The organism is Streptomyces marincola (genome assembly GCF_020410765.1).
Classification (GTDB): domain Bacteria; phylum Actinomycetota; class Actinomycetes; order Streptomycetales; family Streptomycetaceae; genus Streptomyces; species Streptomyces marincola.
The window spans coordinates 754,101-770,136 of the sequence record NZ_CP084541.1 but is presented as its reverse complement, the minus strand read 5'-3'; the positions used below and the strand labels follow the sequence as shown (position 1 = coordinate 770,136).

Sequence of the window (16,036 nt, the reverse complement as noted above, 5' to 3'; positions counted from 1 at the left end):
TGCTGCCCGGGTCCGCCGGTGGGCAACGAAATATGGATGGGGTATGTCGTCGTATCGCTCGGAGCTGGGGCCCTGGCTGCGCCGGCCCGTCGCCCGCCCGGAGGCCGGCCTGCGCCTGGTGTGCTTCCCGCACGCCGGCGGCGGCGCCGCGGCGTTCCGCCCCTGGCAGCGCCTGCTGCCCGAGGGCGTGGAGCCGCTGACCGTGCAGTACCCGGGCCGGGAGGACCGGTTCGCGGACCGGCCGGTGGGCGCGATGCCGCTCCTCGTGGCCGAGGTCGTGGCCGCCGTCGAGCCCCTGCTCGACCGGCCCTACGCCCTGTTCGGGCACAGCATGGGCAGCGCGGTCGCCTTCGAGGTGGCCGTGGAGCTGCGGCGCCGCGGCCACCGGCCGCCGGTCCGGCTGCTGGCGGCGGGCCGCCCCTCGCCGCACCACGCGCGGGCGGGCGACGTCCACCGCGGCGACGACGACGCGCTGGCCGCGGAGCTGGTCAGGCAGGGCGGGACCCCGCGCGAGGTGCTGGCCGACCCGGATCTGCGCGCCGCCGTCCTGCGGTACGTGCGCGAGGACTACCGGCTGATCGAGACCTACCGGCCCTCGTCCGCCGAGCCGTTGAGCTGCCCGGTGAGCGTGCTGCGCGGCGCCGACGACCCCGAGTGCGGCGAACGTGCGGCGCTGACCTGGTCGAGCACGACGCGGGGCGAGCTGAAGGTCACGGTGTTCGCCGGCGGCCACTTCTTCCTCGTTCCGCAGCGCGCCAGGGTCGCCGAGACCATCGGCCGGGACCTGGGCGCGCACGCCGGGCGGCCCGTGCGCGCCTGGCCGAGCACCCCCTGACACCGGAGAGGACGCCACTTCCTTGGTCACCGACTACTACTCGGCCTCCGCCGAGTTCTACGAGCTGGTCGCCGCGCGCCACGTGCGCACGAGCGCCGGACCGCTCATCACCGCCCTGTCCGGGGTCGACGCCTCGCACGGCCCGGTCGTGGAGATCGGCGCGGGCACCGGGCGGATCACGGCCGTGATCGCCGGAGCGCTGCCCGGCGTGCCGATCATCGCCGCGGAACCCTCCACGCCCATGCGGGCGATGCTCACCAGCCGCGTGTTCGGCGACCCCGACCTGCGGGACCGGGTGACCGTGGTCGCGGAGCCGGCCCAGCGGCTGCGGCTGCCGCCGCGCATCGGCGCGGTCGTCATCTTCGGGGTCGTGGGCCACCTCACCGGCGCAGAACGCCGCGCCCTGTGGCGTGAGCTGCGGGAGAGACTGCCCGAGGGCGGGCCGATCGTCGTGGAGCTGATGGGCGTCGGCGCGGCCCGCCGCATACCGCCGTTCCGCATGCTCCGCGAGACGATCGGGGAGCAGAGCTACGAGTGGTGGACGCAGGCGGACCCGGTCGGGGGCGCGGTGATGCGCTGGCGGACGTCGTGGAAGGTGTTCCGCGACGGCGAACTGGTCCGCAGCACGTCCGACAGCTACGACTGGGAGAACCTCAGCCTCGAACAGCTCGCCGCCGAGGCGGGGATGAGCAGCAGCCTGGTCAGCGCGGCGGGCGTCCCTGGCGCGCCGGAGATCGGCAGGCTCGTGCGCTGAGGCCCTGCGGTGGCCGCCCCGGGGCGGCCACCGCACGGCGGCGCGTCAGCGCAGGCCCGTGACCAGCAGGGTCGGGTGCACCATGTAGTAACCGGGCTCGTCGAGAACGTAATCGGGGCCGCCGGGGGTGAGCAGGCCGACGGCCTGTTCGATCTCCGCCGCGCTCATGCCCGCGTCCGCTCCGCGCGTCGTGGCCGCCTCCTTGAGCTCCGGCCACACGACCGTCTCCAGGTAGGCGCGCACCGCCGGGTCCTCGTCGGCGGGGAAACCGATCCGGGGGAAGACGCGGACCCGCACGTCGCGCAGCCCGGCCGCGACGGCCCAGTGGACGTGCCGCTCGTAGTGCGTGGAGCCCTCGCCCGGTATGCCCCAGTTCAACTCCGAGGCGATCCGCAGCTTGTTCTGGAGCCTTGAGTACCCGGGCAGGAACATCGACTGGTAGTAGTTGCTGGTGAAGATCCCGGCGACGCCGCCGGGGGCCAGCGCGCCGGCCAGGGCCGCGACCGCCGCGGCGGGGTCGGGCACGTTCCCCGGCCAGATCACGTCCGAGGCCCAGATCGCATCGAACGCGCCGTCACCGGCGCCGGCTTCGGCCAGCACGTCCAGCAGGTCGGCCGCCCGCGTGCTCACCCGGTCGGCGACGCCCTCGGCCTTCGCGTGCTCGTCGGCCAGGGCCAGCACGTCCGGGTTCGCGTCGACCCCGAGGACGTGCGCGTCCGGCCCGGCCGCGCGGGCCAGTGCCACGAGACCGCCGCCCGCCCCCGTTCCCGCGTCGAGCAGGCGCCGGCGGCCCCGCAGGTCCATCGCCCCGACGGCCTGCTCCACCGCGGGCGCGGCGAAGGCCCGGTTGCTCAGCAAGTAACCGTGGAGCCCTGTCCGTTGAATCTCCGTCATGCGACGCCACCTCTCCCTCGTCCCGGGTGGCCACCGCTGACCACCGCCATCGGCCCGGCCGCCGCGGCGGCCCGCGTGGCAGGGCCGGGCGGCGCCACTGTAACCCGCAATGGGAACCGTTTTCATCTGGCGTCGGTCGTGCCCCCGCGGTCCCGCGTATGACGGCGGCATCATCAGACCGCCGGTTTTCGGCCCGTCCGGCCGCCGGGGGATTGCCGCCGCGCCCGCGCGGAACCCGGTGAGGAACCGGCGCGCACCCGCGCCGCCGACGCAACGGACGCCATCGAGGAGGACCCATGGCCATCCGGTGGGACAAGGACAAGGTGCGGTCGCACGCCGCCGAGGAACTGGCCCGCACCGATCCCGACGCACGCCCGATCGTCACCTTCCACGCCACCGTCACGCGCGAACGGCGCCTGCGCGGCCCGCGCCCTCTCGTCGCCGCGCTGCGCCGGGCCGTCCGGCTCGCCGGGCGCAACTACTTCATCGCCCTGACCGACCGGCACGTCTTCGTGCTGCTGCTCGGCGGCGCCGTCCGCACCCACGTCGTCGAGCGCTACCGCGTCCTGCCGCGCGGCGGTCCCGACCCGGTGGTCGAGGAGGTGCGCCGGGGCAGCCTGTACAACCGGCTGCGCCTCGCCCTACCGGGCGAGGACGCCGCACTGCACTGCGAGGTCGTGCGGTACTGGCGCCCCGAACTCGACCGGTTCCTCGCCGAGGTCGGCCGCGCCCCGGCCCTCGCGGCCGGCCGCTGACCGCCCCGGCCGGCCCGCGGGCGGGCGGCCGCGCCGCGCTCAGGGGGCCTGCCGGTGCTCGGGAAGCCAGCGGTAGGACAGCTCGGGCCGGCCGATCTGCCCGTACCTCGGCGTGCGTTCCGCCCGCGACGTGGCCACCAGGTGCTCCAGGTAACGGCGCGCGGTGATGCGGGAGATGCCCGCCGCGGTGCCCGCGGCCCCCGCGGTGACCCCGCGTTCCCCCGCGTCCCGCAGGACGCGCGTCACGGCCGCGAGCGTCGGGCCGGAAAGGCCCTTCGGCAGCGCGGCGGGACCGGCCGAACGCAGCGCCGCCAGCGCCCGGTCCACATCCTCCTGCCCGCCGGCCTCGCCCGCCGCGGCGCGGAACTCCGCGTACCGCACCAGCCGGTCCCGCAGCGTGGCGAACGCGAACGGCTTCAGCACGTACTGCACCACGCCGAGCGAGACGCCCTCGCGCACCACGGCCAGGTCGCGCGCCGAGGTCACCGCGATCACATCGGCCCCGTGACCGGCGGCCCGCAGGGAACGCACCAGGTCGAGGCCGTGCCCGTCCGGCAGGTACAGGTCAAGCAGCACCAGGTCGACCGGGGAGCGGTCCATCGCCCGCCTGGCCTCCGCGCCCGAGTGCACCGCCTGGCAGGCGACGAACCCCGGCACCCGGTCGACGTACCGCTGGTGCGCCTCGGCCACCGGCGGGTCGTCCTCGACGACGAGCACCCGGATCGGCCCGCCCAGGACCGGCCGCCGCGGCCCCGCGCTCACGCCGGCACCCCGGCGGGCAGCGGCAGCCGCACGGTGAACTCCGCCCCGCCGCCCGGCGCGCGCGCCGTGCCGATCGTGCCGCCGTGGCGGCGGACGGCCTGGCGCACCAGCGCGAGGCCGAGGCCGCGCCCGGCCGCCTTCGTCGACCAGCCGCGCCGGAACGCGTCCTCGGCCCGTTCCGGGTCGAGGCCCGCGCCCGTGTCCGCGACGCGCAGGAGCAGTTCGCCGCCGACGGCCCGGGCCGTCACCGTGACCCGGCCCCCGCCGGGCTCAGGACCGTCCGCCGCGACGCCCTCGGCGCTGTCCAGGGCGTGGTCCAGGGCGGCGTCGACGGCGGCGTCGACGGCGTTGTCCACCAGGTTGCCCAGGATCGTCACCAGGTCGCGGGCCGGGAGCGCGGGCGGCAGCACCCCGTCGTCGATGCGGCTGTCCTCGGTCAGCACCAGCTCCACGCCGCGCTCGTTGGCCTGCGCGGCCTTGCCGAGCAGCAGCGCGGCGAGCACGGGCTCCCCGACCGCGCCGACCACCCGGTCCGTCAGCGCCTGCGCCAGCCGCAGCTCGGCCGTGGCGAACTCGACGGCCTCGTCCGCGCGGCCCAGCTCGATCAGGGAGACCACGGCGTGCAGGCGGTTGGCGGCCTCGTGCGCCTGGGAACGCAGCGCCTCGGCGAAGCCGCGCACCGAGTCAAGCTCACCGGCGAGCGCCTGGAGCTCCGTGTGGTCGCGCAGGGTGACCACCGTCCCGTGCTGCTCGCCGCCCGAGACGGGGGAGCAGTTCACGACGAGGATGCGCACGTCGGTCAGGTGCACCTCGTCCACGCGGGGCCCGGCCGACGCGAGCGCCGCCGTCAGCGGCTCCGGCAGGCCGAGGTCCGCCACGCGCTCGCCCACCCGGTCGCGGGACAGGCCGAGCAGGTCGCGCCCCGCGTCGTTGATGAGCGCGATCCTGCCCTCGCCGTCGATCAGCAGCAGCCCTTCCCTGACCGCGTGCAGCGTCGCCTCGTGGTAGTCGTGCAGCCGGCTGAGCTGCCGCGCGTCCATGCCGTGCGTGTGGCGGCGCAGCCGGGCGTTGATCGCGTACGTGCCCAGACCGCCGAGCACGAGGGCGCCCGCGGCCACGGCGAGCAGGGCGGCCAGCTGCCCGGCGAGCCGGTCCCCGATCTCCTCGACGCCGAGCCCCGCGCTGACCAGCGCCACCACCTCGCCGTCGCCGTCCAGCACGGGCGTCACCACGCGCACCGAGCGGCCGAGGGTGCCGGTGTGGGTCTCGGTGAACGTGCGGCCATCGAGCGCGGGCGCGATGTGCCCGATGAACTGCTCGCCGATCTCCTCGGGGTTCCGGTGCGCCCAGCGCTCGCCCGAGGGGTCCATGATCGTCACGAACGTGATCCCGGTGTCGCGCCTGACCTGCTCCGCGTAGGGCTGGAGCGCCGCCGAGGGGTTCTCGGAACGGGCCGCCGCGCGCACCGTCGGCGCGTCGGCGATCGCGCGCGCCGCCGCGGTGACGCGTTCCTCGGCGGCGTCCTCCGCCTGCTCGCGGTCGGTCAGATAGGCGAACACCGCGCAGCCCGCCACGACCACGGCGACCAGCGCCACCTGCATGGCGAACAGCTGGCCGGCCAGGCTGCGCGGGCGCGGCGGACGGGGGATGCGCATCCCGCCAGTGTGCCCTGTCGCTTTCGTCGGCCGCCATGAACGAAATGAACGTAAACGTGACCCCTCTCACAGGCGCGTGGATAGTCACCCGAGGCGCGGCCGGCCCCCCGGCTGCCTCGACAACGACGACGGGACGACCAGGAGGGACGCCGTGGCTACGAAGGCCGCTCGACGCCGCGATCGGACGCATTATCTGTACATCGCCGTGATCCTCGCCGTGGTGGCGGGGATCACGGTAGGGCTGGCGGCGCCGGACGCCGGGGAGGCTCTCAAGCCCCTGGGCACCGGGTTCGTCAACCTGATCAAAATGATGATCTCGCCGGTGATCTTCTGCACGATCGTGCTCGGCATCGGTTCCGTCCGCAAGGCGGCCAAGGTGGGCGCGGTGGGCGGCCTCGCCCTCGGCTACTTCATGGCGATGTCGACGCTGGCCCTGGCCATCGGCCTGCTCGTCGGCAACGTGCTCGAACCCGGCTCGGGCCTTGAGATCACCCGGGCCACCGCGGAAGCGGGCGCGGAACACGCGGCCGGCGGCGGCGAGTCCACCGTCGACTTCCTGCTCGGCATCATCCCCACCACCATGGTGTCCGCCTTCACCTCGGGCGACGTCCTCCAGACCCTGCTGGTCGCGCTGCTCGCGGGCTTCGCGCTCCAGGCCATGGGCTCGGCGGGCGAGCCGGTGCTGCGCGGCATCCAGCACATGCAGCGCCTCGTCTTCCGCGTGCTCGCCATGATCATGTGGCTCGCCCCGGTGGGCGCGTTCGGCGCGATCGCCGCGGTGGTCGGCGAGACGGGCGTGGACGCGCTGCGGTCCCTGGCCGTCATCATGATCGGCTTCTACCTCACCTGCGCGATCTTCATCTTCCTGGTCCTCGGGCTGCTGCTGCGCCTCGTCGCCGGGATCGGCATCTTCTCGCTGCTGCGCTACCTGGGCCGCGAGCTGCTGCTGATCGTGTCCACCTCCTCCTCGGAGTCGGCGCTGCCGCGGCTGATCGCCAAGATGGAGCACGCCGGGGTCAGCAAGCCGGTGGTGGGCATCACCGTGCCGACCGGCTACTCGTTCAACCTGGACGGCACCGCGATCTACCTGACCATGGCCTCGCTGTTCATCGCGGAGGTGATGGGCGACCCGCTGACCGTCGGCGAGCAGATCTCCCTCCTCGCCTTCATGATCATCGCCTCGAAGGGCGCCGCGGGCGTCACAGGAGCGGGCCTCGCGACCCTCGCCGGCGGGCTCCAGTCGCACCGTCCCGACCTCGTCGACGGCGTCGGGCTGATCGTGGGCATCGACCGGTTCATGAGCGAGGCGCGGGCGCTGACCAACTTCGCGGGCAACGCCGTCGCCACCGTGGTCATCGGCACCTGGACCAAGGAGGTCGACCGGGAGCGGATGCGCGCGGTGCTCGGCGGCGAGGTGCCGTTCGACGAGGCCACGCTCCTGGACGACGGGCACGGCGGCGGACCCGCGGAGCGGGACGAGGCGCCGGCCGGCTCCGCGCCCGCGGAGCGGCCGACGGACGCCGCCCCTGAACCCCGGGAGCGCCCGGCGGCGGCCGGCACGGCGGCCGGCCACTGACCGTACGGCGTGGTATCGGTCACACCGCGGCCCGCGGGCGCATCGCGTCCGCGGGCCGCGCGCCGTCGTGCGCCGGTGCCGGAACCACGCGCCGGAGCAGACCCCGGAACGGAGGAATGGGCGTTCCGCGGTGTTCGTCAACCCCGTTGCCGGGAAAGGTGAATCGTGGGACCGGGATACCCATGCGTCCCTGAGGGGCGTTAGGGTTACCCTGCCCGGACCGGGTGTCGTTGTACGGGTGGGAGAGCCATGAAGCAGATAACAGCGCGGAGCAGGCCGCCACGGGTGCCTGCCATCAACTGCGGCAGCGGCGCGAACAGCGCGCGCCTCGACCGTCACTTGAGCGTGCTCTCCGGACCCGCGGCCCCGCAGCGCGAGGCCGAGGAGGCCACGACGCTGATGCGCGAGCTGACCACGCACGACGAGAAGACCGCCGCACGGGCCAACCGGGGCCCCCGCGTGCTGCTCGTCGCACCGCTGCGCAGGCTCCGCAGGACGCTGTTCGGCGGCCGAGGCTGAGAGACGGCCGCCGGGGGCTCGCCCCGGCGGCCACGCGTCACTCCGGCAGGGCGTCCATCGACACCGCGAACGAGAACCGGTCCCCCCGGTAGTGAATGCGCGCGACATCCACGGCCCGTCCCCGCTCGTCGTACTCCACCCCGGTGATGTGGAGGATGGGGCTGAGCAACGGCACGTCGAGCAGTCGCGCGACGGGCGGGTCCGCCAGTCGGGCCTGCACCGTGTTGGCGATCCTGCCGACCGCCACGCCGGCTATGTCCCGCAGCACCTTCGTCATCGGCCAGCGTTCGAGCGCCGACGGGTCGAACAGGTCCGCGATCTCGGGACGCACCAGGTTCTCCGCGCAGTTCGCGGCCTCACCCGTCGTCCGGTCGCGCCGCAGCCGCAGGAAGCGCACCACCTCCCCGAGCCCGGGAAAGTGCTCGGCCAGCTCCGCCGGGACCGGCACGGGACCGTGGTCGAGCAGCGTCGTCTCCTCGCCCGACTGCTGCGCCACGATGGTGTCCACCGAGCCGAGCAGCCGCACGGGACCGCCCGGCCGCACCGCCGGGCAGATGAACGTGCCGCGGCGCCGGTGGCGCGTGATCAACCCCTCGATCTCCAGTTCCTTCAACGCCTGCCGCATCGTCAGCACGCTCACCCCGTAGTGCGCGGCCAGTTGCTCCTCCGTCGGCAGCCGCAGGGGTGCCGTGGCCGGGCGGCCGAGGATGGAGGCGCGCAGCGACTGGGACACCTGGTACCAGAGGGGCAGTTTGCGGTTCAGTTCGAGCGAGTCGGGGGCGAAGACGGTCACGGGCGGTCGCTTTCGGCTCGGTGGTGCGGTGCTTCGGCGCCGTCCCTTCCCAGAGGTCAGGACGGGAAGTGGGGGTTCAGACCCTGCCACACCTCGTCGTACCCGCGCTGCCGGAACGGCGCCTCGCTCGCCTGTGCGGTAACCGCGATGGGCCACGGCGTCTCGAACATGAACGCGAGACCGTCGTCGACCTTCCGCGGCACGAGATCGGCCGCGGACGCCCGTTCGAACGTTTCCCGGTCCGGTCCGTGCGCCGACATCATGCTGTGCAACGAGCCGCCGCCCGGTACGAACCCGTCCGCCTTCGCGTCGTAGGCCCCCTCGATCAGGCCCATGTACTCGCTCATCACGTTGCGGTGGAAGTACGGCGGCCTGAAGGTGTCCTCGCCGACCAGCCAGCGCGGCGCGAAGACCACGAAGTCGGCCGCGGGAGCCGTCAGCACCGTGAAGATCGACGGATCCGGATGGTCGAAGCTGATCGAGCCGAGCACGTTGAACCGCCGCAGATCGTACACGTACGGGACGTGGTTGCCGTGCCAGGCGACGACATCGAGCGGGGAATGGTCATAGGTGGCCGCCCACAGGTTCCCGCAGTACTTGTTGACCACCTCGACCGGTCCTGCCGCCTCCTCGTACGCGGCGGCCGGGGCGTGGAAGTCCCGTGCGGCGGCGAGGCCGTTGGCGCCGATCGGCCCGAGATCCGGCAGCTCGAACGGCGCCCCGTGGTTCTCGCACACGTACCCCCGCGCCGTGCCGTCCGGCAGCTCCACCCGGAACCGCACCCCGCGCGGGATCAGCGCCACGTGCCCTGGCCCGGCGCGCAGCACCCCGAACTCCGTGCGCAGCAGCAGCGCGCCGCGCTCGGGAACGATCAGCAACTCGCCGTCCGCGTCGCCGAACACGCGGTCCGTCATGGACGCGTTGGCCCGGTACAGGTGGACGGCCATGCCCGTGCGGTGCCGCGCGTCGCCGTTGCCGCCCAGGGTCCACAGGCCGGCCACGAAATCCGTGCCCGCGGGCGGCTCGGGCAGCGGGTTCCAGCGCATGCGGTTCGGGTCAGGATCGGCCTCGGTGAACGGCGCGCCGCGCAGGCCGCCGTTGCCGATCCGGCGGAACGGCGGGTGCGCGGCGGAGGGCCGGATGCGGTAGAGCCAGGACCTGCGGTTGGTGGCGCGCGGCTCGGTGAACGAGGTCCCGCTGAGCTGCTCCGCGTACAGCCCCAGCGGGGCCCGCTGCGGCGAGTTCCGCCCGAGGGGCAGGGCGCCCGCGACCGCCTCGCTGCTGTGCTCGTTGCCGAAGCCCGTGAGGTGGCCGGTCGGGCTGCCCGCCGATGGCCTGATGGTGTCCGTCACGCGCACTCCTGTCGCCGCGAATCCATTCCTTTGTTCGACCGTAGGAATGGGGCGGCGCCAAGTCAACGTCCGTGCGCCGTGCGCGCGAGCAGGTCGGCCGCCGGCTTGCGGTTGCGGTAGGGGGCGAGCGCCTGGCGCATCTCGCGCACCGCCCGGTCGGCCTCGCCCGAGCGCAGTCGTTCCCGGGCTGACAGGAACCCGCTCCACGCGGCGCACGCGTCGTCCAACCGGCCGCCGCGCAGCAGCAGCTGACCGAACCTCGCCTGGCTGAGCGCCCGCCCTCGGACATCCGACGCGGCCCGCTCGCCCGCCGCCCGGCGCAGCGCGGCGAGCGCCCCCTGGAGGTCCCCGAGCGATTCGAGCACCGCGGAGGTCTGGAAGAACAGGGCCGCCGGCGGGTAGGACTCGAACGGCACGGTGCTGCGCGTGGCCTGCTCGGCCGCCCGCTCCGCCCGCCCCAGCGCCGCCAGGGCGCCGCGCCGGTCGCCGCTCGCGCCCAGTACCACGGCCAACTGGGCCTGCACATAAGCCTGCTGGGCGGGCGGCGAGGAACGCGCCGCGCGGTGCGCGGCGTCCGCGAGCTGGAGCGCCGACGGCAGGTGCCCGAGGCGGTGCGCCTGCGAACTCATCGCGCGCACCACCACGCTCCACGTGGTCCGGTCGCCCGCCTCGGCCGCGAGCCGGTGGGCGTGGGTGTAGTAGCGCTGCGCCGCGCCGTGCAGCAACCCGTCCTCGTACATCCGTGCCAGCAGGAACGCCAGCCGCGCCGCGAGCACCAGCACTTCGCGCCGCTGCCGCTGCGGCAGCGCCGCGCCGAGCAGCGGGACCACGTCGTCCGCGAGGTAGGCGCCGAGCGCGCCCCGCGCGTGCCGGCCGCCGTGGGTTTGGATGGACGCGGCGAAGAACACGACCGCGTCGTGCAGCGAGGCCGTCGTCTCCGTCCGGGCGCCCAGCGGCCCGCCCGGCACCGGGTGCGCGGGCGCGGGCGGCGCGACCGCGTCGGCCACACGGTAGGGGCGCTGGTGCAGCAGGGAGCGCCGGGCGGCGTCGGTGTCGGTGCGGCACAGCGTGCCGAAACCGGCGATCGGGTCCGCCGGTGTGGTGTCCCGGGCGCAGTCGGGGAAGCCGGCCGCCTCGGGCGTGACCGGCCTGCCGATGCGCCGGGTCAGCGCCTCCGCGGTCAGCTGGGGGACCGGGTGGCGGGGCTGCGTGCCGGACAGCCAGTGCGCCACGGCGGTGCGGTCGTAGCGCAGGACGGCCCCGATCTCCGCGCCCAGGGTGTTCACGGCGCGCGCCAGCGCCTCCTGGGTCCAGCCGGCCTCGGTGAGCAGGGCCCGCAGTTCGTAGTTCGGGCCGCGCCGGTTCGTCATGGTCCTGTGGTCTCACGACGCGGCGCGCACGGCCAGAGCGCACGGGAGCACGCGCCGGAGCCCGTTTGCGTCCCCTTCACACGAACGGGTGCGCGTGGGCGCCGACTTCCTCACCCTGGAGTGGGAGTTGCGGCATCCGGTTGACGCTGCCAGCGGTGACTTCGGGCAGCGGTCCCCACGCCCGGCGGCGGGTCAGAAGAAGTAACGGGTGACGGTCTCCGCCGCACACACCGGCTTGGTGGCGCCCTCGCGTTCGACCGTCACGGACAGCGCGGTCTGTACCCCGTCCGGCACGTCCGTGACGGACACCAGGGCGCCCGTCGCGCGCACGCGCGAGCCGACGGGCAGGGGAGCGGGGAACCGCACCTTGTTCACTCCGTAGTTGAGTGCCATCCGCACCCCGCGGACCTCAAGCAGCTGCGGCGTGAGGACGGGCAGAAGGGAGAGGGTCAGGTAGCCGTGCGCGATCGTCGAGCCGAACGGCCCCTCGGCCGCCCGCCGCACATCGGTGTGAATCCACTGGTGGTCACCCGTGGCCTCGGCGAACAGATCGACCCGCTGCTGGTCCACCGTCAACCAGTCACTGACACCCAACTGCTCACCGATCGCCGCGCGCAGCGCGTCCGGCGACTCGAAGATCCGCGGCTCCGTCATCCCGCCAGGATACTCACCGGTAGCAACGGCGACCACACGCCTGCCAAGCCCCGCGCCCCACGCGCTCCGCGCCGAGCGCGAGGCGGCCGAAGCGGCCAGTTGCTCGGCCCCGGGCCGAGCAACTGGCCGCTTCGGCGCCGTGCGCCGGGCGCGGCGGGGCAGGCCGTCAACCAGCCGCGCGCCCTCATGCCGCCACCCCAGCCGACGGCCCACCCGGCCACCTGGCCATGGGGGATGATGGAGGGCGGGAGAGGAGGGGAGGCGGGATTTGTCACTCGGTGTCCGACCTCCGGGAAGTGAATGAAAACGGCCTGCCGCCCGGAGAAAGCCGCAGGTCACGAACTGTGCTCCCCGCGCACGCGGGGATGGTCCCGGCCCCGCATCGCGCAGGTGCGGGGCCGCAACGTGCTCCCCGCGCACGCGGGGATGGTCCCCGCTGGTTCGCCAGATCGATCTGATGCGCCAGGTGCTCCCCGCGCACGCGGGGATGGTCCCGCGCGGCTGTACGGCGTGTGCTTCGTCAATCGGTGCTCCCCGCGCACGCGGGGATGGTCCCCGCGCGCGCGGACGACCCCGCGGGCCTGCTGCGTGCTCCCCGCGCACGCGGGGATGGTCCCGGGACCGCACCGGAGAATGGCGAAAACTGCCCGGTGCTCCCCGCGCACGCGGGGATGGTCCCCCCGTGGGACTGATGGCCATCGCCTTCTTCGTGTGCTCCCCGCGCACGCGGGGATGGTCCCTCGTGGCGCAGGAGGGTGTAGATCGACCAGGTGTGCTCCCCGCGCACGCGGGGATGGTCCCCGGAGCGAGCAGCGGACGCAGGTACGACGTGGGTGCTCCCCGCGCACGCGGGGATGGTCCCTCCTTGACTCTGCCGCCCTTCAGCAGGTGGTAGTGCTCCCCGCGCACGCGGGGATGGTCCCCGCGCCGCTAGCTGCCGGTCGGTCACGCCGCGGTGCTCCCCGCGCACGCGGGGTTGGTCCCGACCCGGCGGCACCGCGCCCGGTTGCCCGGGCGTGCTCCCCGCGCACGCGGGGATGGTCCCCGGCGCCGCGACCGCCCATCACGAGTCGTGGGGTGCTCCCCGCGCACGCGGGGATGGTCCCTCGTCACCTGGTGGCGGGTCCTGCGTGACCGAGTGCTCCCCGCGCACGCGGGGATGGTCCCGGCCACGGGTGTGAGTGCGGGCGGCTCACGGCGTGCTCCCTGCGCACGCGGGGATGGTCCCGTCTGCCGCTGGCCACCAGGCCAAGAAATGCGGTGCTCCCCGCGCACGCGGGGATGGTCCCAACCCCGACGGGGTCAGGGCGGGCGTGCGCGTGTGCTCCCCGCGCATGCGGGGTTGGTCCCAGACTAGATGCGCGCAGCGTGGACGCGGGCGCGTGCTCCCCGCGCATGCGGGGATGGTCCGGGCGGCGCATGCGGCTCCTCTCAGGTGGGAACATGACCGGCCGCGTCGTGGCTTGTGGGGGCGCCAGGGCGGTGGGCACAACCGAAGCGGGCCAGGTGCGGGTGGGTCCGCGCGGAGCCGTTGAACGGAATGTCCAACCGTCGGAGCGGGACGCCCCACCTTCGCCGCCGGCACAGGGCCTGGTGTTCTGTCTACGAGTCGATCCGGAGGCGGTCGGCGAGGGCGTTGATGGGGGAGGAGCGGCGGCGTTCCCTGTCGCGCAGCTCCGTGGCCACGCGTCGCGCGGTCGCGTGGTAACGCATCCACTCCGGCGAGGCCTTCTCCGCCCGCAGCAGCGCCCGCACCGCCGCACGGTCGTCCTTGAGGTCCGCGTGGGCGAGGGCCAGATCCACCTGGTACCGCGCGTTCCACGTCGCGGGCAGGGAGTCCACATCGGGTACCGAACGTGCCGTGCGCAGGGCCTCGTTGCTCTTCTCCATCTCGACCAGGAAGTTGACCTGGGCCACGCCCAGATTGGTCGGGCCGAACGGTGTCGCGTACACGAGTCGATCCCGCCCCATGCGCGTGGCCGCCGCACCGGCCAGGCTCAGCAGGTCCTCGACCGCCGCCTTCTTCCCCTGGCGGACCGCGGCCGTTGCCGCGCGGAGCAGCAGGATTCCCCACAGCGCCAGGTCGGTCGGGCGGGAGCGGGAGGAAGGCTCGATGCGCTCCGCGCGGGTGAGGGCGACGCGTTCGGCGTCCGCGAGTCGGCCCTGTTTGGTGAGGACCCAGGACAGAGTCGAGATGCCCATCGTCTCCAGGTGTGGGTCGTCGGACTGGCGGGCGGCGTGCAGGGCGCGTTCGAGGGCGGTGAACGCCGCGTCCTCCTTGCCGAGTGCGGCCAGTGTCGTGGCGGCCACCTGGTACGCCTCGGCCAGCACGGAGCACGCGGCTGCCCGTTCCGCGCCCTGACTCGCGTGGACGGCGTCCCGGGCGTCGCGGATCAGGTGCGGCAGGAGAACGCCGATCTCTCCCATGCGTCCCGCGCGCCGGATCTGCTCGGTCGAACGCAGCGAGGCCCGCAACGCCCCGACGTCCGGCGGCATTTCCGGGTCGGGCTCCTCACCGAGCAGGTCGGAGACGGGGGAGACGGCTTGCCTCAACGCCAGGACGGAAGGTGAGTCTCCGTCCTGGCGCGCCTCGAAGGTGGTGGGCTGGCCGACCAGCACGGAGGGTGCCACGTCCAGGGCCCGCGCCAGCGCGTTCAGCGTCGCGAGGCGCGCGGTCTGCCGTTGTCCCTGTTCGAGTTTGCGCACGGTGTCCACGGAGAGGCCGGACTGCTCGGCGAGCCGTTCCTGTGTCAGGTCGCGTCTGCGCCGCAGCCGTGCGATGCGGTCGCCGATACCGGAGTTCACGTCGGGCTGCATGCTCACCCCACCAGAAGGTCGTACCACCACGCTACGTCCTCAACCGTTTGTGAACGGAGTGGCCGAAACCCTCGCGGGTGTGGCCACAATGGGCTGCGCGGCCCATTCGGGGGCGGGGTGAGCGAAGGGGACGACTGATGGCGGGGACGTCGGGAAGCGCCGGTTCCCGGCCCGGTCGGGGCGGGTGGTTGGTCGCCGGCCTCGGCTGCGGCCTCCCTTTGCTGGCCGTGCTGATCGGCATCGCCGGCCTGGTGACCCACTTCGTGATCAAGACCCCGAACTCGCCTTACCAGGTGGCGTTCTCCGAGGCCGGGGACGCGTGCGGCTCAGTTGACCTGAACGAGGAGAGTGACGAGGAGGACGAGGAGTTGATCCTCGACGAGGAGACGGGCGAAGTCCTGTACTGCACCCTCGTGCCCCCCGTCGTCGGCGAGGGGCGGGCCCACGCCCGCGGAGTGTTCGACGCGGAGGAGGTCGCCCGCGTCACCGGCCTGTCGCAATCCCTCGCCGCGGAAGGCGGGTTGAGCGAGGCAGACCGCCGGGATGTGGAAGACCTGGTCGCGGAGATCGGCCGGGAGAACGGCCACGAGAAGACCTCGTCGACCGCGCTGGAAGACCTGACCTGGCGGGTCGGCCTCTACAGCCTCATCGGCGGCCTCGCGGTGCCCTTCTGCGTCGGGCTCTGGGCGCACTTCATGGAGTCGGGCACCGGCCCGCAGGGCCGGGCCGGGTGAGGGGCACGCACGTTCGGTGGCCCAGCCGTTCGCGGGATAAGGCGGCGGTAAGCGGGCCTTAAGCGCCGGGGAGCAGGCTGTGCGGCACACGCGTGAACACGTGGTCTTCTCATCGGAGGTGGGCATGAGCGTTATGGGGGCCGTGAGGAAGCGGGTCGCCGCGGTCGGTGCGGTCGGTGCGGTGGTGGCCGCGGGGCTGGCGTTCGCACAGCCGGCCGCGGCCGAAGGCGTGCGGGTCACCGAAGGCGTGCGGGTCACCGAAGGCGTGCGGGTCACGGAGGCGGGCGTGTCCGCGACGCGCGCCCCGTGGTGCATCGATGTGCACTACAAGTTCCTCTACGCGACCGTCGGCAACGACTGCGGCCGGACCTACGACATCAGGCTGGAGAACGACGCCGGCGTCAGCACGGGCTGCAAGGAGGTGCGGTCCGGCGACGCGGTCAACTTCAGCCTGGTGAACGGCCCCACCTGGGTCGGCCTTGAGGCGTACATCTGCTGAGGACGCGCGCCGGGGCCGTCGTTGCACGGCGGCCCCGGCGTGGATGCCACACCCGGCAGTCGTCTGC

General features: G+C 73.9%; 15 protein-coding genes and 1 CRISPR repeat array. Of the genes, 7 read left to right on the top strand and 8 right to left on the bottom strand.

What is annotated here, in order from left to right:
• Positions 1-43: 43 nt before the first annotated feature.
• Positions 44-835 carry a thioesterase II family protein gene (locus LC193_RS03265; protein ID WP_226071312.1) on the top strand — a complete coding sequence of 264 codons (792 nt, stop codon included), beginning with the start codon at positions 44-46 and terminating at the stop codon, positions 833-835.
• A 22-nt stretch (positions 836-857) separates the two neighbouring features.
• The gene (locus LC193_RS03260; protein ID WP_226071310.1) at positions 858-1,589 is read left to right on the top strand and encodes a class I SAM-dependent methyltransferase; all 732 of its coding nucleotides are present in this window, start codon (positions 858-860) and stop codon (positions 1,587-1,589) included.
• 45 nt (positions 1,590-1,634) lie between these two features.
• Here the strand turns inward: LC193_RS03260 and LC193_RS03255 are convergent, their stop codons facing one another.
• A complete protein-coding gene (locus LC193_RS03255; protein WP_226071308.1) occupies positions 1,635-2,483 on the bottom strand; it encodes an SAM-dependent methyltransferase in 849 nt (282 codons plus the stop codon).
• A gap of 296 nt (positions 2,484-2,779) precedes the next feature.
• Between LC193_RS03255 and LC193_RS03250 the strand changes: the two genes are divergently transcribed.
• Positions 2,780-3,238, top strand: a complete 459-nt coding sequence (locus tag LC193_RS03250; RefSeq protein ID WP_226071306.1) for a hypothetical protein — start codon at positions 2,780-2,782, stop codon at positions 3,236-3,238.
• Between the two features lie 39 nt (positions 3,239-3,277).
• Here LC193_RS03250 and LC193_RS03245 read toward each other — a convergent pair whose 3' ends face one another.
• Positions 3,278-4,000, bottom strand: coding sequence for a response regulator (locus LC193_RS03245; RefSeq protein WP_226071297.1), 723 nt, complete (start codon positions 3,998-4,000; stop codon positions 3,278-3,280).
• Positions 3,997-5,655 (bottom strand): sensor histidine kinase, encoded by a 1,659-nt coding sequence (locus LC193_RS03240; protein ID WP_226071295.1) that lies wholly within the window; start codon positions 5,653-5,655, stop codon positions 3,997-3,999. Before LC193_RS03240 ends, LC193_RS03245 begins: the two co-directional genes overlap by 4 nt.
• A 151-nt stretch (positions 5,656-5,806) precedes the next feature.
• Between LC193_RS03240 and LC193_RS03235 the strand changes: the two genes are divergently transcribed.
• Together LC193_RS03235 and LC193_RS03230 are read left to right on the top strand one after the other, a co-directional pair.
• Positions 5,807-7,231: a cation:dicarboxylate symporter family transporter gene (locus LC193_RS03235; protein ID WP_226071293.1), complete on the top strand. Its 1,425-nt coding sequence runs from the start codon at positions 5,807-5,809 to the stop codon at positions 7,229-7,231.
• 249 nt (positions 7,232-7,480) lie between these two features.
• Positions 7,481-7,750, top strand: coding sequence for a hypothetical protein (locus LC193_RS03230; protein WP_226071291.1), 270 nt, complete (start codon positions 7,481-7,483; stop codon positions 7,748-7,750).
• Between the two features lie 37 nt (positions 7,751-7,787).
• Here the strand turns inward: LC193_RS03230 and LC193_RS03225 are convergent, their stop codons facing one another.
• From LC193_RS03225 to LC193_RS03205, 5 genes are all read right to left on the bottom strand, one after another.
• On the bottom strand, positions 7,788-8,543 hold the full coding sequence (locus LC193_RS03225; protein ID WP_226071289.1) for a GntR family transcriptional regulator: 756 nt from the start codon (positions 8,541-8,543) through the stop codon (positions 7,788-7,790).
• A gap of 56 nt (positions 8,544-8,599) precedes the next feature.
• Complete coding sequence (gene hmgA / locus LC193_RS03220; protein ID WP_226071287.1) at positions 8,600-9,895, bottom strand: homogentisate 1,2-dioxygenase; 1,296 nt, start codon at positions 9,893-9,895, stop codon at positions 8,600-8,602.
• A gap of 62 nt (positions 9,896-9,957) precedes the next feature.
• Entirely contained in the window at positions 9,958-11,265 is a 1,308-nt protein-coding gene (locus LC193_RS03215) for a hypothetical protein (RefSeq protein ID WP_226071285.1), read from the bottom strand.
• A gap of 192 nt (positions 11,266-11,457) precedes the next feature.
• Positions 11,458-11,919 (bottom strand): MaoC family dehydratase, encoded by a 462-nt coding sequence (locus LC193_RS03210; protein WP_086161369.1) that lies wholly within the window; start codon positions 11,917-11,919, stop codon positions 11,458-11,460.
• Between the two features lie 344 nt (positions 11,920-12,263).
• Positions 12,264-13,330: direct repeats of the CRISPR family, unit length 29 nt; unit sequence GTGCTCCCCGCGCACGCGGGGATGGTCCC.
• 191 nt (positions 13,331-13,521) lie between these two features.
• Complete coding sequence (locus tag LC193_RS03205) at positions 13,522-14,736, bottom strand: helix-turn-helix domain-containing protein (protein WP_226071283.1); 1,215 nt, start codon at positions 14,734-14,736, stop codon at positions 13,522-13,524.
• A gap of 137 nt (positions 14,737-14,873) precedes the next feature.
• Here LC193_RS03205 and LC193_RS03200 point away from each other — a divergent pair, with 137 nt between their 5' ends.
• Positions 14,874-15,470, top strand: a complete 597-nt coding sequence (locus LC193_RS03200; RefSeq protein WP_226071281.1) for a hypothetical protein — start codon at positions 14,874-14,876, stop codon at positions 15,468-15,470.
• Between the two features lie 124 nt (positions 15,471-15,594).
• Positions 15,595-15,969, top strand: coding sequence for a hypothetical protein (locus LC193_RS03195; RefSeq protein WP_226071279.1), 375 nt, complete (start codon positions 15,595-15,597; stop codon positions 15,967-15,969).
• The last annotated feature ends 67 nt before the right edge of the window (positions 15,970-16,036 follow it).